17 protein-coding genes are annotated in these 16461 nt (G+C 74.0%); 6 read left to right on the forward strand and 11 right to left on the reverse strand.

Annotated features, from left to right (window positions below):
• Positions 1-118: 118 nt before the first annotated feature.
• From ABIB53_RS15225 to ABIB53_RS15245, 5 genes are read right to left on the reverse strand one after another with little or no spacing between them, the layout of a single operon-like run.
• Positions 119-1033: a type II secretion system F family protein gene (locus tag ABIB53_RS15225; RefSeq protein WP_354588787.1), complete on the reverse strand. Its 915-nt coding sequence runs from the start codon at positions 1031-1033 to the stop codon at positions 119-121.
• Entirely contained in the window at positions 1030-1902 is an 873-nt protein-coding gene (locus ABIB53_RS15230) for a type II secretion system F family protein (RefSeq protein WP_229300246.1), read from the reverse strand. The genes ABIB53_RS15225 and ABIB53_RS15230 overlap by 4 nt, the downstream gene beginning before the upstream one ends.
• Complete coding sequence (locus ABIB53_RS15235; protein ID WP_354588788.1) at positions 1899-3554, reverse strand: TadA family conjugal transfer-associated ATPase; 1656 nt, start codon at positions 3552-3554, stop codon at positions 1899-1901. The genes ABIB53_RS15230 and ABIB53_RS15235 overlap by 4 nt, the downstream gene beginning before the upstream one ends.
• Entirely contained in the window at positions 3547-4344 is a 798-nt protein-coding gene (locus ABIB53_RS15240; RefSeq protein WP_354588789.1) for a CpaE/TadZ family protein, read from the reverse strand. Before ABIB53_RS15240 ends, ABIB53_RS15235 begins: the two co-directional genes overlap by 8 nt.
• Complete coding sequence (locus ABIB53_RS15245) at positions 4344-5147, reverse strand: SAF domain-containing protein (protein WP_191564057.1); 804 nt, start codon at positions 5145-5147, stop codon at positions 4344-4346. Before ABIB53_RS15245 ends, ABIB53_RS15240 begins: the two co-directional genes overlap by 1 nt.
• 173 nt (positions 5148-5320) lie before the next feature.
• On the opposite strand from ABIB53_RS15245, the gene ABIB53_RS15250 reads away from it, so the two are divergent.
• The gene (locus ABIB53_RS15250) at positions 5321-5803 is read left to right on the forward strand and encodes a flavodoxin family protein (RefSeq protein WP_354588790.1); all 483 of its coding nucleotides are present in this window, start codon (positions 5321-5323) and stop codon (positions 5801-5803) included.
• Positions 5804-5816: 13 nt separating this feature from the next.
• Here ABIB53_RS15250 and ABIB53_RS15255 read toward each other — a convergent pair whose 3' ends face one another.
• Together ABIB53_RS15255 and ABIB53_RS15260 are read right to left on the reverse strand one after the other, a co-directional pair.
• On the reverse strand, positions 5817-6335 hold the full coding sequence (locus ABIB53_RS15255; protein ID WP_354588791.1) for a hypothetical protein: 519 nt from the start codon (positions 6333-6335) through the stop codon (positions 5817-5819).
• A 12-nt stretch (positions 6336-6347) separates the two neighbouring features.
• A complete protein-coding gene (locus ABIB53_RS15260; RefSeq protein ID WP_354588792.1) occupies positions 6348-7175 on the reverse strand; it encodes a hypothetical protein in 828 nt (275 codons plus the stop codon).
• 62 nt (positions 7176-7237) lie between these two features.
• Here ABIB53_RS15260 and ABIB53_RS15265 point away from each other — a divergent pair, with 62 nt between their 5' ends.
• Both ABIB53_RS15265 and ppc read left to right on the forward strand, forming a co-directional pair.
• Positions 7238-8002 carry a DUF1361 domain-containing protein gene (locus tag ABIB53_RS15265; protein ID WP_123092500.1) on the forward strand — a complete coding sequence of 255 codons (765 nt, stop codon included), beginning with the start codon at positions 7238-7240 and terminating at the stop codon, positions 8000-8002.
• Positions 8003-8033: 31 nt separating this feature from the next.
• Positions 8034-10742, forward strand: coding sequence for a phosphoenolpyruvate carboxylase (ppc, locus tag ABIB53_RS15270; RefSeq protein ID WP_354588793.1), 2709 nt, complete (start codon positions 8034-8036; stop codon positions 10740-10742).
• A 114-nt stretch (positions 10743-10856) separates the two neighbouring features.
• Here the strand turns inward: ppc and ABIB53_RS15275 are convergent, their stop codons facing one another.
• Positions 10857-11636 carry an NAD-dependent epimerase/dehydratase family protein gene (locus ABIB53_RS15275; protein ID WP_354588794.1) on the reverse strand — a complete coding sequence of 260 codons (780 nt, stop codon included), beginning with the start codon at positions 11634-11636 and terminating at the stop codon, positions 10857-10859.
• Positions 11637-11713: 77 nt separating this feature from the next.
• On the opposite strand from ABIB53_RS15275, the gene ABIB53_RS15280 reads away from it, so the two are divergent.
• Positions 11714-12919, forward strand: coding sequence for an MFS transporter (locus ABIB53_RS15280; protein ID WP_354588795.1), 1206 nt, complete (start codon positions 11714-11716; stop codon positions 12917-12919).
• On the opposite strand, the gene ABIB53_RS15285 is transcribed toward ABIB53_RS15280, so the two are convergent.
• From ABIB53_RS15285 to ABIB53_RS15295, 3 genes are read right to left on the reverse strand one after another with little or no spacing between them, the layout of a single operon-like run.
• Positions 12916-13572, reverse strand: a complete 657-nt coding sequence (locus tag ABIB53_RS15285; protein WP_354588796.1) for a maleylpyruvate isomerase family mycothiol-dependent enzyme — start codon at positions 13570-13572, stop codon at positions 12916-12918. The genes ABIB53_RS15280 and ABIB53_RS15285 overlap by 4 nt on opposite strands.
• Positions 13569-14147 (reverse strand): DinB family protein, encoded by a 579-nt coding sequence (locus ABIB53_RS15290; RefSeq protein WP_354588797.1) that lies wholly within the window; start codon positions 14145-14147, stop codon positions 13569-13571. The genes ABIB53_RS15285 and ABIB53_RS15290 overlap by 4 nt, the downstream gene beginning before the upstream one ends.
• A gap of 5 nt (positions 14148-14152) precedes the next feature.
• The gene (locus tag ABIB53_RS15295; protein WP_068271834.1) at positions 14153-14560 is read right to left on the reverse strand and encodes a VOC family protein; all 408 of its coding nucleotides are present in this window, start codon (positions 14558-14560) and stop codon (positions 14153-14155) included.
• A gap of 144 nt (positions 14561-14704) precedes the next feature.
• Between ABIB53_RS15295 and ABIB53_RS15300 the strand changes: the two genes are divergently transcribed.
• Together ABIB53_RS15300 and ABIB53_RS15305 are read left to right on the forward strand one after the other, a co-directional pair.
• Positions 14705-15211: a DUF3995 domain-containing protein gene (locus ABIB53_RS15300; RefSeq protein WP_354588798.1), complete on the forward strand. Its 507-nt coding sequence runs from the start codon at positions 14705-14707 to the stop codon at positions 15209-15211.
• Positions 15212-15303: 92 nt separating this feature from the next.
• The gene (locus ABIB53_RS15305; protein WP_354588799.1) at positions 15304-16455 is read left to right on the forward strand and encodes a geranylgeranyl reductase family protein; all 1152 of its coding nucleotides are present in this window, start codon (positions 15304-15306) and stop codon (positions 16453-16455) included.
• The last annotated feature ends 6 nt before the right edge of the window (positions 16456-16461 follow it).

The following is a 16461-nucleotide window of genomic DNA, read 5'->3' on the forward strand; positions in this document are numbered from 1 at the left end:
TCCTGCTCTGAGGTTCGAGGGCATGCGAGGGCGACAGACCGAACCCCCGGCATAACGAGGGTAACGGGGTGCGACCCCGCGGTGGAACGGGGAAGAGTCCCCGTCGTCGGTGGTCTCATCACGACCCCACGATCCGCAGCAGCGCGGGGGTGACGAGGATGGCCATGAAGATCAGGCCGAGGGTGGACATCGGGATCGAGAGCCGCTCGCCGGTCGCGTTCGCCTCTGCGAGAGCGGAGTTCAGCTCGGCGGTGCGCATGCTCTGGCTGCGGGCGCGCAGCGTCGTGTAGACCTGGGCACCCTCCTCGCCGGAGAGCCGCATGATGTCGGCGAGGTCGGCGAGCTCGGGCAGCCCGAGGTCGTCGGAGAGCTTGCGCAGCGCGTCCCACGGGGGCTGGCCGGACCAGCGCGAGCGGGCCAGCTCCTCGCCGATGCGGCGGAAGACCCACGCGTCGCCGATGCCCGCTGCGATCTCCATCGCCTGCCGCGGGCCGGACCCGGCGTTGCGCTCCAGCGCGACCAGGTCGATGTAGGAGGCGAGCGCGCGGCCGAACTCCTTGCGCGCCTTCGCGGCGTCGTCGCGCACGTTGTAGTCGGGCAGGAAGAACATCAGGCTGCCCAGGAGCAGCGCTCCCATGATCGCGAAGAAGACCGGGACGGCGAGCCCGACGGCGGAGAAGAGGATCATCAGCGCGAAGGGGATGACCAGCCCGACGACGGCGAAGAGCACCTTCTCGCCGAAGAAGCGGTGCACGGGGATGCGCAGGAGGGCCAGCTCCTTGGTCGGCACCGCGCCGAGCGCGTCGAGCGGCAGCGTGCGCATGGCCCAGCGGCCGAGCGTGTCCTTCGCATCGGCGTCCGTGCCCGCGCGCTGCGTGCGGTCCTCCTCGGCGAGCGAGCGCTCCGGCGAGAGCCGGTCCAGCGCGGAGGAGAGGTCGACCTGGGCGGGTCGAACGCGCCACAGCAGCATCGACAGCCCGAGCCCGACGAGGGCGCCGGCGAGGAGCATGAGGGGCAGGTCGCCGGTGGTCATGCGTCGGCCTCCTCGGCCACGGCCGTGCCGATGAAGCGGGGCAGCTCCTTGCCCTTGGCCATCTGCTTCATCCACACGAGGGCGGCGACGTACAGGCTGAGGAGGAAGCCCAGGGCGATCTGCCCGACCCCGCTCTTGTACGGCTCGACGTACTCGTTGGTGAGGAAGAGGACGCCGAGGACGACCATCGTGATGATCGTGACCCAGCGGGCCGTCGCGCGGGGCTTGGCGCGGTCGGCCTCGATCATCCGGCGGGCCCGCACGTCCTCGGCGACCGACATCGCCACCGACTCGAGGACGCTGGCCAGGCCCGCACCGCGACGCTGGGCGCCGAGCAGGAGGTTGGCGGCGAGGAGGTCGCCGGTGGAGTCGTCGAGGTCGTCGGCGAAGGCGCGCAGCGCGTCGCCCGTGGGCCAGCGGGCGCGCAGCCGGGCGGCGAGCAGGCGGACCTCCGGCTGGATGGCCTTGGGCGCGCTGCGCAGGGTCGCGATGATGGCCTGCTCGAGACCGACGCCGACGGTGAGGACGCCGGCGAGCGAGCGGGTCCACTCCTCCATCGCCTCGAGCCGCTCGATGCGTTGGTCGGCGTCGCCCGACCCGAGCAGCCAGGGCAGCCCGAGGACGAGGGCCGGCAGGATGACCATGGCGATGACCCAGCCGGTGAGCAGGGCGATGACGAGCCCGAGCACGACCGAGGCGACCGCGAGCTGCTGGGTGCGCCTGGGCAGTCGGCCCCACCGCGAGTCGTCCCGCGCGCGGGCGACGGCCGGCTGCTTGACCCGGACCGGGGTCTTGCGCACGCCGAGGACGAAGGTCACGACCGCCAGCGCGAAGATCGCGCCGACGAGCAGCGACCAGAGCCAGATCACGCCGAGCTCCGGGCGAAGTAGTCGGCGATGTCGAAGCCGTAGCGCTCGAGCTCGCGGTAGTCGTCGGGGAGCACTCCCGGCACGGGCGGGCCGCCGTTGGGGTTGGGCTGGTAGACGTGCGTCGTCGCCGCCCCGTCCTCGCCGGGCTGCACGACGACGATCTCGCTGATGTAGCGCTCGCGGCGGGACTCGCCGTCGGGCGAGGACTGGGTGTCGAGGTGCAGCTGGACGATGACGTTGATGTGCTCGGCGATGGCACGCTGCGCGTAGGCCTCGGTGACGTGCGAGCCGGCCTCCATCGCGCAGGTGATGAGCTTGCGGATCGCGCCCACGGCGTTGGCGGAGTGGGTCGTGCTGATCGAGCCCGAGCCCGACTGCATCGCCTTGATCATCGCGAGCACCTCGCGCCCGCGGACCTCTCCGACGATCTGGCGCGAGAGGTTGAAGCGGAAGGAGTCGTAGAGCAGGTCGTCGAGCGGGATCTCGCCGGCCTGGCGCCCGTCGGGGCCGACCTCGCCGGAGCCGGGCCGCGACTCCCACGCGACGATCCGCCGGTGCTTCTCCGGCAGCTCGTGCAGGTGCAGCTCGTACTCGGTCTCGAAGGTGCCGATCCGCTCCCACGGGTCGAGCTCGGCGCACAGCGCCCGGACCATCGTCGTCTTGCCCGCGCCCTGGGGGCCGGCGACGACGATGCTCTTCTTCGCCCGGACCGCGGCGCGCAGGAAGGACACGGCCGTCATGTCGAGCATCCCGCGCTGCGCGAGCTCCTCGAGGGTGATCTCGCGCAGCCGGTGGCGCCGGATGACGAGCGAGGGTCGCGGGGTGACCCAGGCGGTCGCGGCGAGACGGGCACCGCCGTCGAGCCGCATGTGCAGCCGCGGCTGGGCCTCGGAGAAGGGCCGGGCGTTGACCTCGGAGCGGCTGGCGAGGAAGACGAGGAAGTCGATGAGCTCCTGGTCGGTCTCGGCGACGGGCGGGCCCGGCCGCAGCGTGCCGTCGGTGTACTCGAGCATCACCTGGTCGCACCCGGTGATCTCGATGTTCTCGACGCGCTCGTCGTCGACGAGGGGCTGCAGCCGTCCGAGCCCGAAGAGCGCGTTGAAGACGGCCTCGGCGACCCGCTCCTGCTCGTCGAGCGACCACGCACGCCGACCGGTGGCGAGGTGCTCGGCGGCGGTGGTCTGCAGCAGCTCCATGATGATCGCCCGGCCGAGCTCGCGCTGCTGCGCCGTCGTGAGGTTGCTCCGGTCGTGCAGCGCGCCGGTGAGCATCTCCGAGGCCTGGGTGCGCAGGTCGGCGACCTGGGTCCAGTCGATGTCGCTGCCGTGGACGGCCTCGGCGGGCAGGGACCCGCCCTGGACCCGGCTCACGGACGGCGGTGCGGGCGACGAAGGGGGCAGCGGCGCGGCGTCCGGCGCGAAGGTGCCCGACGGCGGGGGGCCGACCTCGGGCAGGGGTGCGCTGCCGGCGTCGCCCGGCACCGACGGCACGGCCGGTCGAGGGGCGGCGGTGTGGCGGGCGTAGGGCGAGGAGGTGCCCGCACCCGCGGCGAGCCGGGCGGAGACGTCGGCGTCCTGCGGTGCCGGCTCGTCGAGGTCGCCCCCGGCGAAGAGCGGCAGCGAGGTGGGGTCGGTCGGTCCGTGCTTAGACATTGCTGTCGGCCTTCCGCTGGACGGAGCTGAGGCGCTGCCGGTTCGTCGCGATGACGCCCTGCGCCGAGCTCACGGCGGCGGCGAGGCTGCGCTGGAAGGCGCCCGAGGCGTACTTCTTGCCCGGCTGCGCCCCCGTCGACAGCACGAGCGCGTCCTCGGGCGCCCAGGCGATCTCGGCGACGACCGGCAGCCCGAGGACCTTGCGGATCTCACGGGCGCTGTAGGGGCGGCCCGAGCCGACGACGACGAGACCCAGGCTCTCCTCCGAGCCGGTGCTCAGCAGCTGCTCGCGCACCGCCTTCGCCCAGGAGCGGGCGCCGGCGACGGCCGGCAGGTCGGAGCGCACGACGAGCAGGGAGAGGTCGGCGGAGCGCACGAGCGGCTGGGCGGAGTGGGCCACACCGATGCGGCCGGCGTCGACGACGACGTCCGTGCCCCGCTGCTCCATCCCGCGCAGCACCCCGGTGAGCGGCTCCCAGAGGTTGACGAGCGAGGCGGCCTGCTGGTGCGAGCGGATGCCGGGGACGAAGGAGACGGGGGAGCCGGGGATCTCCATGGCCACGGTGGCGATCGCGGCGTTGAGGTTGCCGACCCGGTTGGCGACGGCGAGCTCGACGAGCCCGCGGTCGTGCGCCGCCTGGCCCTGGAGGTAGCCGGCGAGGACGGCGGGGGAGCCGGTCGCGTCGGCGTCGACGAGGTAGACGGGGCGCTGCCAGGCCAGGGCCAGGCCGAGCGCCGTCGTCGTCACGCCGGGCGCGCCCGCGGCGGAGAAGAGGGTGATGACCGCCATCAGCTGCTCGACCCGCTGGAGGTGGGGGAGCTGCTGCCAGAGGAGCTGGAGCCGCTCGGGGACGTCGACCCCGCGGGCACGTCCGCCGGCGCCCCGTCGACGGGGAAGCCGTCGGTCTTGGCGTTGAGGTCCTGCTCGGCCCGGTCGCGGGTGTTCAGCACGAGCGAGACGTTGCCCGTGCCCGACGCGGCGGCCACCCGGGGGGCGTCCTCCGCGCGCACGAGGATGTCGACGATCATCCCGCGGGCGTCGGTGGCGGGGCGGGTGCTCGTCACGTAGCCGAGGTACTCGTCGGGGTTGGCCGCGGGGTCCTCGTCGAGGGAGTAGACGACGCGCACCTGGTCGCCGTTGCGCAGGATGTCGCTCGGCATGCGTCCCGGCTCGAGGTAGAGACCGACGACAGAGGTGTCGGCGGGCACGTCGAGCTCTTCGGTCACCGCGTCCTGGGTGACGATCGAGCCCGGCGCGAGGTCGTACTGCGCGTAGAGCCCCTCGAGCTTGCGCGCGTCGGACCACGGGAGCGGGCGAACCGCGCTGTCGTAGCTGACGTTGGCCATGACGAGGTCGTCGGCGGTGATCTGCTCGCCGCGCGACACCCCTTCGCGCACCGCGACGACCTCGTTGGTGCCCGCGATCTCGGTGAGGAGGTACGCGGCGAGGAGCGCGCCGACCGCGGTGAGGATGACCGAGACGGCGATGAGCATGGGGCGCCGGCGCAGCTTCGGCGGGGCCGCGGCGACGTCGCCGTCACGCCGGGTCGACCGCGTCTGCTCGGGCGGGATCTGCTCGGTCGGGATGCTCATGCTCGCGGGCTCCTGAGGGCGGGGTCGGGTGGGGGAGCCTCGCAGCCCCCTGCTCCAGCGCGCTCAGGCTATGCGACGGGGAGGGTCCCCGGTACCCGCGCAGCCGTTGGGTTTTGGCAATGTCGGCCGTCCGCGACGACGGGGTCGGCCCGCCTCGCTGGCAGCATGACCGCATGGCCACGTTGCTCGTCGTGCACCACTCGCCCACGTCGTCGATGCGCGCCCTGCTCGACGCAGCGCTCGCAGGCGCCGGTGACGACGAGATCGAGGGGGTCGAGGTCGTCGTGCGCGACGCGCTCGAGGCGACGGCGCAGGACGTGCTCGACGCCGACGGCTACGTGCTCGGCACGACGGCGAACTTCGGCTACATGTCGGGCGCGCTCAAGCACTTCTTCGACAGCACCTTCCTCGCCGTCGGCGGCGCTCTCGACGCGGACGGCCAGGGCGCGGCGGGGATGCCGCGGCGCACCCCCTTCGGGCTCTACGTGCACGGGCGCTACGACACGACGGGCGCGGTCCGCTCGGTCCACGGCATCGTCGGGGCGCTCGGCTGGACGCAGGCGTCGGCGGACGCCGAGGTGCTCGGCGACGTCGACGACGACGCCCGGGCGCGCGTCCGCGAGCTCGGCGCGACGATCGCGGCGCTGCTGGTCTGAGCCGCGGGCGGCCTCAGCCGTGACGCGGGACGTGCCGGGTGTGCCGGGCCGTGTAGCGACGGTTGACGAGGTGCTGGGCGAGGAGCAGCCCACCGACGAGCAGCGCGTACCCGGCGAGGGCGACCCACCCGCCGACGAGCCCGACGACGGCACCGAGGAGGACGATCGCGGTGACGACGACGGCGAGGGCGACCTGGTTGCGGCGCACCGCGTCGAGCGACTCGGCGCTCGCGTGGCGGTGGCGGGTCGAGGGGGAAGCCACGGGGGACGGAGCCGGTGCAGCGGCGGGGGCGGGCGGGGCCGCCGTGGGGGCAGCGGGCGCCGCTGTGGGGGCCTGCGAGACCGGGGCGGTCGTGGCGCCGGCGGGCAGCTCGACGGGGACGACGACGTGGTGGCCCAGGGCCAGGCGCGGGATGACCGCGGTCTCGACGTCGTCGGTGTCGACGTCGAACCAGGCGGCGAGCATCTCGGCCTCGAGGACGCCGTAGTCGTTCGCGGAGGTCTCGGGTCGGGTGGTGGCGCGCTCGGTCATGCCTGCGATTGTCTACTGCCGCCGGGCTGCTCGGGCGCAGGCACGCCGCAGCCGGGTCGCCTCCTTGGTGAGCCGCTCGCGCTCCGTCGACTGCGTGCGCAGTCGCTCGCGTGCCCGCGCCACCGCCTCCCGGGCCTGGGCGAGCGCCTCCTCGGCCTCGGCGAGCTGCGAGGTCGCGAGGTCGACCTCGGCCTCGACGGTCTGCAGCCGCAGCTCGGTCTCGCGCAGCTCGGCCGCCTCCGGGGGCTCCGGCGGCTCCGGGGGCTCCTGCGCCTGCTCCGCCTCGGTGGTCTCGTCCCCCTCGCCCCGACCGGCGCCGGCCGCGCCCCCGGGCAGCACCCGCAGCCGGGCTCGCGCGGCGACCGCGTCGTCGAGGTCGACCTCGCCGAAGCCGGAGTAGCGCAGGGCCCGCACGAGCATCCCCGACGCCAGCGCCGCCTGGCTCGTCTCGTCGGCCAGGGCGGCGACGACGGTAGCGGCGACCTCGTCCTCGCCCGCGGGGGAGAGCTGCCGGTCCTCCCCCTTCGCGACCTCCCGGGCCGCCGCGACGACCCGTCGCACGAGGGCGTCCCGCTCGGGACGCGCGTCGCGCAGGGCGGCCGCGTCCCCTTCGCCCTGGGCCGAGCGCATCCGCTCGCCGAGCTCGCCGACCTCGGCGAGCAGCTTGGGGGAGCGGCGGGCGAGGAGGTTGAGCAGCCATGCGGTGACCGTCGGCTTGCGCAGGGCCTTGATCTCGCGGCCCAGGTCCCCACCGGCCTCCTTGGCCAGGCGGGTGCGCACCGCGACGAAGTCGCCGAGCCCGGCCCCGTAGAGCTCGCCCACCGCCTCGTCGAGGTCCATGCGCCGATCCTGCCAGCACGCTCCCACCTCGCGCCCAGGCCACGCCCCTAGGCTGGCGCCGCATGAGCGGCCTGACGTCCACCCCTGCGCGCACCCGCCCGGCGACCCGATGGGTGGCCGTGGTCACGACGCTGCTCGTCCTCGGCTCGCTCGCCGCCTGCGGCCTCGTCGCGCTGCGGGCCGACCGGGTCGGCGAGGGCAGCGGTCTCGTCTTCGGCTTCCTCGCGTGGAATCTCTTCCTCGCCTGGGTGCCGTACGTGCTCGCCCTGCTCATCGGGACCCTCGACCGCGATGGCCGGCCGGGCTGGTTGCTCCTGGGAGTCGGCGCGGTGTGGCTCGCCTTCCTGCCCAACGCGCCGTACATCCTCACCGACTTCATCCACCTCGGCGCGGTGGCCGGGGTGCCGCTGTGGTTCGACGCGGCGCTCATCGCCACCTTCGCCGGGACCGGTCTGGCCCTCGGCCTCGTCTCGCTCGTCCTCGTGCATCGGGTCGTGGCGCGTCGCCTGGGGCCCGCCGCGGGCTGGGTCGGCGCGATCCTCGTGCTCGCGCTGAGCGCCGTCGGCGTCTACCTCGGCCGCTTCCCGCGCTTCAACTCCTGGGACGTCGTCACCAACCCCGGCGGGCTCGTCTCGGTCGTGCTGAGCCGCGCCTCGGACCCCCTGGGCAACCCCTTCCTCCTGCAGTTCGTCCTCGGTCTCTCGGTCCTCCTGCTCGTCAGCTACGTCCTCACGTGGATGCTCGCGGCGGGCCTGCTCGGCCCGGCGCGCCGCACCGCCGTGCCGCCCTCGCGGACGCCGGCGCGCGGCCCCCTTCGCGCTGACTAGCGTGGTCGGCACCGACCGAAGGGAGATCGACATGGGTGCGCTCACCACCGAGGACCCCACGACGGGTGCCGCGGTGCCGGAGGACGCGCTGCGTCGCGACATCCGGCTCGTCACCTCGCTGCTGGGCCAGACGCTCGTGCGGGCCGAGGGGCAGGAGCTGCTCGACCTCGTCGAGGAGGTGCGTGCGCACTCGAAGGAGGGCTCGCTCGCCCAGCTGCCGACCATCGACCTCGACCTCACGACGAAGGTGGCCCGCGCCTTCACCGCGTACTTCCACCTCGCCAACGTCACCGAGCAGGTGCACCGCGGGCGGGCGCTCGTCGAGCAGTGCGCCCGGGAGGGCGGCTGGATCGCCCAGGCGGTCGAGCGCATCCGCGCGGCGGGGATCGACGGCGAGCGGCTCGGCGAGGAGGCGGCCCGCGTGTGCGTGCGCCCCGTCCTCACCGCGCACCCCACGGAGGTGACCCGACGCTCGACGCTCGACAAGCTGCGCCGCATCGCCGCGCTCCTCGACGAGCCCGACAGCACGCGACGCACGCGACGTCTCGCCGAGAGCATCGACCTGCTGTGGGCGACCGACGAGATCCGGGTCGAGGCTCCCGAGCCGACCGACGAGGCGCGCAACGGCATCTACTACCTCGAAGGTCTCTCGCGGGCCGCCGTGCCCGACGTCGTCGAGGAGCTGCGCGACGAGCTCGGCGAGGCCGGGGCGGGGCTCTCGCTCGACGCCGTGCCGCTGCGCTTCGGCACGTGGATGGGTGGCGACCGCGACGGCAACCCCAACGTCACGCCCGAGGTGACCCGCGAGGTGCTCGGCCTGCAGGCGGTGCACGGCATCGGGCTGCTGCGCGACCGGGTCGACGTGCTGCGGCGCGACCTGTCGGTGAGCGACCACCTCTCGACGACGTCGGAGGAGCTCGACGAGCGCCTGGCGACGATGCTCGAGCAGCTGCCCCAGATCGAGCTGCGCTACCGCCGGCTCAACGCCCAGGAGCCCTACCGGCTCTACCTCACCGCGGTCGGCGCGCGCCTCGGGCTCACGCAGGAGCGGGTGCGCCGGGGCGAGGCGCACGTGCCGGGCCAGGACTACGCCGACGACGTCGAGCTGCTCGACGACCTGCTCGTCCTGCACCGCTCCGTGAGCGAGCACCAGGGCGAGCTCGTCGCCGCGGGCGAGCTCGAGCGCCTCGTGCGCACGGTGCGCTCGACCGGTCTTACCCTCGCCGCGCTCGACGTGCGCGAGCACTCGGCGAAGCACCACGACGCCGTCGGGCAGCTGCTCGACCTCACCGGCGACCTCGACGAGCCGTACGCGGCGCTCGACCAGCCCGGGCGGATGAGGGTCCTCGGGGCCGAGCTCGCCGGCCGGCGGCCGCTGGCCCGTCGTCCGCTGCCCCTCGAGGGCGACGCGGTGACGACGGCGCGGGCCTTCGACGCGGTCGTGTGGGCGCTGGACTCCTTCGGTGCGCGCACGGTCGAGAGCTACATCATCTCGATGACGCGGCACGCCGACGACGTGCTCGCCGCGGTCGTCCTCGGCCGGGAGGCCGGTCTCGTCGACATCCAGGCCGGGGTGGCCCGGGTGGGCTTCGTGCCGCTGCTCGAGACCGTCGAGGAGCTCGGCAAGGCCGAGGAGATCATCACCGCGCTGCTGTCCGAGCCGTCCTACCGCGAGGTCGTGCGCCTGCGCGGCGACGTCCAGGAGGTCATGCTGGGCTACTCGGACTCGAACAAGTCCGGCGGCATCGCCGCCTCGCAGTGGCAGATCCAGCGTGCGCAGCGGGTCATCACCGACCTCGGTGCCCGCTTCGGGGTGCGGATGACCTTCTTCCACGGCCGCGGAGGCTCCGTCGGGCGCGGTGGTGGCCCGACGTACGACGCGATCCTCGCGCTGCCCGCGGGCACCGTCGCCGGCGAGGTGAAGATCACCGAGCAGGGCGAGGTCATCTCCGACAAGTACGCGCTGCCCGTCCTCGCCCGGCAGAACCTCGAGCTGATGATCGCCGCGACGCTCGAGGCGAGCGTGCTGCACCGCGAGCACCGGCGCAGCGCCGACGAGACCGAGCGCTGGGACGCGCTCATGGATCGGGTGGCCGGGGCGGCGCAGGAGCGCTACCTCGAGCTCACCGAGCGCGAGGGCCTCGCGGGGTACTTCCTCTCGGCGACGCCGGTCGACCTGCTCGGGCAGCTGCGGATCGGGTCTCGTCCCTCGCGCCGGCCCGGTGCCGACGCGGGGCTGGACGACCTGCGGGCGATCCCGTGGGTCTTCGGGTGGACCCAGAGCCGGCAGATCGTGCCCGGCTGGTACGGCGTGGGCTCGGGACTGGCTGCTGCCGGCGAGGACCTCGAGACCCTGCGCGAGATGTACCAGAGCTGGCCCTTCTTCCGCTCCTTCCTCGACAACGTCGCGATGACGCTGGCCAAGACCGACCTCGGCATCGCCCGGCAGTACGTCGCCGCGCTCGCGCCCGACGGCGAGGGCACGCTCGACGACATCGCCGCCGAGCTCGACCGCACGGTCGCCGAGGTCCTGCGGGTCACCGGCGACGCGGCGCTGCTGGACCGGGAGCCGACGCTGCGCACGACGCTCGAGATCCGCGAGCACTACCTCCAGCCGCTGCACCACCTGCAGGTCGACCTGCTGCGCCGTCAGCGCGACGGCGAGGACGACCCGCGCCTGGGCCGTGCGCTCCTGCACACGGTCTCCGGCATCGCCGCGGGGATGCGCAACACCGGGTGACCTCGGCCTCGTGATGACTCGGCGAGGGGCGCAGGGGGCTCGTCCCCCTTCGCCCCTCGCCGTCCCCCTTCAAAGGGGTGGGGAGCCCTACGGGGGCGCAGGAGACGAAGGGGGTCAGGACCCCTTCGGCCAGTCGTCGGGGGTGCTGGCGCCGCCGGGGACGACCTGCTCGCCCTCGGGCACGTGATCGGTCCAGCGGTCCTGGGGGCGGTAGCCCAGCTCAAGCATCGTGCTCGTGACGTCCCAGCGACGGTCGGGGTTGTCCGAGATCGCGTAGTAGAGGCCGTAGCCGACGTCCTCGACCTCGATCGCACACCGGAAGACGCGCTCGGCGTCGTCCTCGCTGAGCCACATCGCGCGGAGCAGCTCGACGTCGGTCTCGGTCGGATCGGGGCTCACCCACCCGATGCGCAGGCACAGCACGGACAGCCCGTGGGCGTCGTGGTAGTAGCGCCCGATCGTCTCGCCGAAGACCTTCGTCACGCCGTAGAGCGAGTCCGGCCGCGGCAGGTCCTGCGGCCCGACCGGCCACTGCTCGTCGCGGTCGTACATGCCGAGGACGTGGTTCGAGGAGGCGTAGACGACCCGGCGCACGCCCGCGTCGCGGGCCGCCTCGAGCACGTTGCGGGTGCCGACGACGTTGGCGCCGAGCACGTCGTCCCACGTCGACTCCGGCGACGCGGCCCCGGCGAGGTGGACGACCGTGTCGACGCCGTCCATGAGGGCGCGGACCTCGTCGTAGTCGGTGAGGTCGGCCTCGCGCAGCTCGCGCTCCTGCTCCGGCGTGCGCGGGGTGCGGCCGTGCATGACGACGTCGTAGTCGTCGCGCAGCCGGTCGGACAGGACGAGGCCGATGCCTCCGGTGGCACCGGTGATGAGGATCCGTCGGGTCATGGGCCCCAGTCTCACGTCCGGCGAGGGGCTGCCGGGCGAAGGGGTGGGCCCGATCCGCGGACGTAGGCTGGACGACGATGTCCAGCACGAGCGCCCCGGAGCGCATCCCTCGCGAGATCTGGGTCCTCGTCGCCGCGGCCTTCGTCATCGCCGTCGGCTTCGGTCTCATCAGCCCCGTCCTGCCGGCCTACGCCCGCAGCTTCGACGTGGGCGTCGCGGCGGCCTCGGTCGTCGTGTCGGCATTCGCCTTCTTCCGGCTCGTCTTCGCACCGGCCGGCGGGTCGCTCGTCTCGCGGCTGGGGGAGCGGCCGGTCTACCTCGCCGGGCTCGTCGTCGTCGCGCTGTCCTCGCTCGCGACCGCCTTCGCCCAGTCGTACTGGCAGCTGCTCGTCTTCCGGGGGGTCGGAGGCCTGGGGTCCACCCTCTTCACCGTCTCGGCGATGTCGCTCCTCGTGCGTCTCGCGCCGCCGCGCATCCGCGGGCGGGTCTCGTCCGCGTACGCGAGCTCCTTCCTCCTCGGCGGCATGCTCGGCCCGGTCATCGGCGGGCTGCTCGCGCAGCTCGGGCTGCGGGTCCCCTTCGTCCTGTACGCCGTGGCCCTGCTCGTAGCGGCGGGCGTCGTCGCCGTCTTCCTCGGCGGCACCCGGCTGCGCAGCGTGTCCGACGGCGAGTCGCGCCCGACGATGCTCGTCTCCGAGGCGCTCGCCTCGCCGACCTACCGCGCGGCGCTCGCCTCCTCCTTCGCCAACGGGTGGTCGAGCTTCGGCGTGCGGGTCGCCGTGCTGCCGCAGTTCGCGGTCGCGATCCACGACGCGACGTGGGTCGCGGGCGCCGCGCTGGCCATCTCTGCCGTCGGCACGGCCGCGGCGCTGCAGGTCGCGTCCCGGTGGTCGGACACCATCGGACGGCGCCCTCTCGCCCTCGCCGGCCTCGCGATCACCGCCGTCGGGATCGGGCTCGTCGGCACGAGTCAGCGCCTCGACGTGCTCTTCGTGCTGTGCGTCGTCGCCGGCATCGGCGCCGGACTGCTCAACCCCTCGCAGCAGGCCGCCGTCGCCGACGTCGTCGGCAGCGACCGGGCCGGCGGGCGGGTCCTCGCCCGCTTCCAGATGGCGCAGGACGCCGGCGCGATCATCGGGCCGATCCTCATCGGGGTCGTCGCCGACCGCTTCGGGTGGACGACCGCCTTCGCCGTCACCGGGGTCATCACCGCGCTGGCCATCGGGCCCTGGCTCCGGGCGCGCGAGAGCGCCCCCGGTGTCGTCGCGCCCGAGACGGCCTAGCCCTTGGCGGCCTCACCCCCGGTCGGCCGGGCGGGGATCGACGACATCCCCGGCCCGTGCAGCTCGTCGACGGCGTGCCGGCGACCGCTGAGCAGCAGGACGATCGCGAGGGCGGGGCCACGCACCTCCGGGCCCTGGCCGACGACGAGGTCGGTGTCGTCGGCGACCAGTCGCACCGCCCGGGCGACGGAGCGGCCGCCGCCGATCGCGTCGGGCGTCTTCGCCTGGTAGCGCGCGGCACCCTCGAGGGTCTTCGCCGGGTAGGCCCGACGGATCCCGAGCGCGCCACGGATGTCCTCGCCGTGGGCGACCTCCTCGACGAGCCGCGACTCGAGCGATGCCAGCCATGTCGGCGGCCCGCTCGTGCGGTCGACGACCTCGCGCAGCCGCGCGAGGGTCTGCTGCGGCGTCGCCCCGCGCTGAGCGGCGACCCCCGCGGCGTTCTGCCGGTCGAGGTCCCCCTTCGCCCGCACCATGGCGCGCAGCAGACCGACGGGGGTGGTGAGCGCGTTGTCGACGAGATGGGCGGCGACGTCGTGCACGCTCCACCCGGGCGCGAGCGAGGGCGTGTCCCACCGCGACGGGGCGAGGCCGCAGAGGTCGTCGACGAGCGCACGCCGCTCGGCGTGGACGAGGTGCCAGATCTCACTCATCGTGTGTCGGCGATCTCGTGCAGGCGGGCGACGTAGTCGGCCCACCACCGCTCGTCCTGCTCCGGCAGGTTGTCGCCCGCGCGGCGCAGGCCGACGGACCCGTCGAGCTGCTCGCGCAGGACGTCCATGTGGCCGGCGTGACGAGCCTCGTCGACGGCGAGGTGGACGATGATCTGGTCGAGCGTCACCTCACGACCCTCCGGTCCCCACCACGGCACGAACCCCTTCGCGTCCAGGTCGAGCGCCTCGACCGTCGCGTCGGCGTGGGCGAAGGCCCGGTGCGCGAGGTCGAGGACGTCGGCCATCGACTCGTCGGCCGTCGCGTAGAAGTCGAGGTTGTCGTCGAGCGAGGCGCCGGGCGCGTCCCACGGGTACGCGATGCCCGCGGGCCGCCCGAAGCAGTCGCCGAGGTAGCCCAGCTCCATGAGGGCGCAGTGCTTGAGCACGCCGAGCAGGTTCGTGCCCGTGACGGTGCGTGGGCGCCGCGCGTCGGCCTCGCTCACCCCTTCGAGCTTGGCGAGCATCGCCTGACGCTGCTCGCGGACGTAGCCGTGCAGGATCTCCTTGGTCGTCACGCCGCTCAGCTCTGCTCGCCGGCGATGTTGACCATCCACGGCATGCCGTAGCGGTCGACGAGCATGCCGAAGTCGTCGCCCCACATCTGCCGCTCGAGCGGCATCGTCACCTGACCGCCCTCGGCCAGGCGCTCGAAGCACCCACGCAGGTCGTCGTCGGGCCCGCCGCTGATGGACAGCGTGATCGCGTCGCCGACGGCAGGCGTGCCCTCGGTGCCGGGGGCCATGTCGCTCGCCATGAGGGACAGCCCGGTCGGTGTGTCGAGGCGGGAGTGCATGACCCCCTCGTTGCCCGGGTCGCCCATCTCGGCGAAGGTCGAGACCGACAGCTCGCCGCCGAGGGCGGAGCGGTAGAACTCCATCGCCTCACGCGCAGTGCCGGGGAAGGTGAGATACGGGTTGAGCGTCGCCATCGCAGTGCCTTCTCGTCGGGGCCGTCCTCGTCGACGGCCAGGCGCCGAGACTAGGACCGAGCCCTGACAGCCCGCATCGTCCCGGCGCCCGCCGGTCCCCCCTTCGCCTCCCGTCGTCCGCCCACGTCTGGCAGGGTCGGCCCGGTGACGGGACGCGCGCGGGGGTGGCTGGTGCTCGCGGCGCTGGCGGGGACGGTGCACGCGTTCTTCAGCCTGTACTGGGCGATCGGCGGCGACTGGCTGCTCGAGACCCTGGGCGAGCGCATCGTCACCACCTTCGCCGACATGCGCTGGGTCCTCGTGCCCGTCGGTCTCGTCAAGCTCGTCGCCGCGCTGGCGCCCCTGTGGCTCGACCGCCGCGGCTGGCCGCTGCGACCGCTCACCCGAGGTCTCGCCTGGCTCGGCGCCGTGGTGCTCGTCGTCTGGGGCGGTCTCAACACCGTCGTCGGCCAGCTCGTCCTCGCCGGCGCGATCCGGCCCGACGGCGGGTACGACCGGCCCGGGATGATCGGGCACGCGTGGCTGTGGGACCCCCTCTTCCTCGTGTGGGGTCTCGCCCTGCTCGTCCACCTCGCCGCCACCCGGCGTCGTCGCGGCCGAGAGGGCGCCGGTTCGGTCCGAGTGTCGGACGGCACCTCGCGGCAGCGGTGATCGCAGCTCGCCGGAGTCTTGGGGGCGGGGCGTCGACGAAGGTGTGAGCCGCCGTCCGACACGCACGGCGGTCACCTGCCTAGGGTGGCGCCATGACGACGACCGCCGACTGGGACGTGGTCGTCGTGGGGGCCGGGCCGGCGGGCAGCATCACGGCGCTCGCGGCCCTGCACGAGCGGCCGGGGGCGCGGGTGCTGCTCCTCGACCGGGCCGACTTCCCGCGGGACAAGTCGTGCGGCGACGGCATCGCCCCTCACGTCCTCGACGTGCTCGACGCCGTCGGTGCCTCGGACGTGGCCGCCGACCTGCGCCGTGAGCACCGGGGGATCAGCATGCTCGAGCTCGCCCTCGGCGACCTGAGCAGCACGCGCGAGATGCGCCGCCCCGCCCTCGTCATCCCCCGGGAGCGTCTCGACGCCCGACTCGTCGAGGCAGCCGTGGCGGCGGGCGCCGTCCTGCGGCGGCACCGCGTGCGCGACGTGCAGGTCGAGGCCGACGGCGTCGTCGTCGACGGCGAGACCAGGGCCCGCGTGCTCGTCGGCGCGGACGGCGCGCAATCGCAGGTCCGTCGCTCGCTCGGCCTCACCCTGCCTGGCCGTCTCGCGCTCGGCCTGCGCGGCTACGCGCCGACACCCCCGTCACGCGTCGGGCGACAGGTGATCCGCTTCGCGCAGGACCGCCAGCCGTCGTACGCGTGGGCCTTCGACCGGGGCGACGGGTGGTCCAACGTCGGGTACGGCGAGATCCTGCGCGACCGGCGGGACCGGCCGACCCACGCGCTGATGCGCGAGCGGCTCGAGGACCTGCTGCCCGGCTCGACCGAGGGCGCTCAGTCGTGGCGCGGCCACCACCTGCCGCTGTCGACCGCGCGATGGGGCTCGGTCCAGCCCGACGGCCGCGTGCTGCTCGTCGGCGACGCGGCCGGGCTCATCAACCCGATGACGGGTGAGGGGATCTACTACGCGGCGGTGACCGGGCAGGTCGCCGGTCGCACGGCCGCGCGGGCGGACGAAGGGGGAGACCCCGGCCTTTGCTACCGCAGCGAGGTGCGACGGCGGCTGCGAGCGAACCTCGTGAGCACGGCCGTCGGTGGGAAGGTGGCGTCTCACCCCTTCGTCCTCGCCGCGGGGCTGCGGGCCGCCGCGGCCGACCAGAGGGTCTTCGACGACCTCGTCGAGCTCGGGCTCGGACCCGGACGGCTCACCCCGCGGGTCGTCGCCGGGCTCGTCCGGCACGCCCGCTGACGCGGC

Origin of the sequence: Janibacter sp. UYMM211 (assembly GCF_040547045.1) — a bacterium.
Classification (GTDB): Bacteria; Actinomycetota; Actinomycetes; order Actinomycetales; family Dermatophilaceae; genus Marihabitans; species Marihabitans melonis.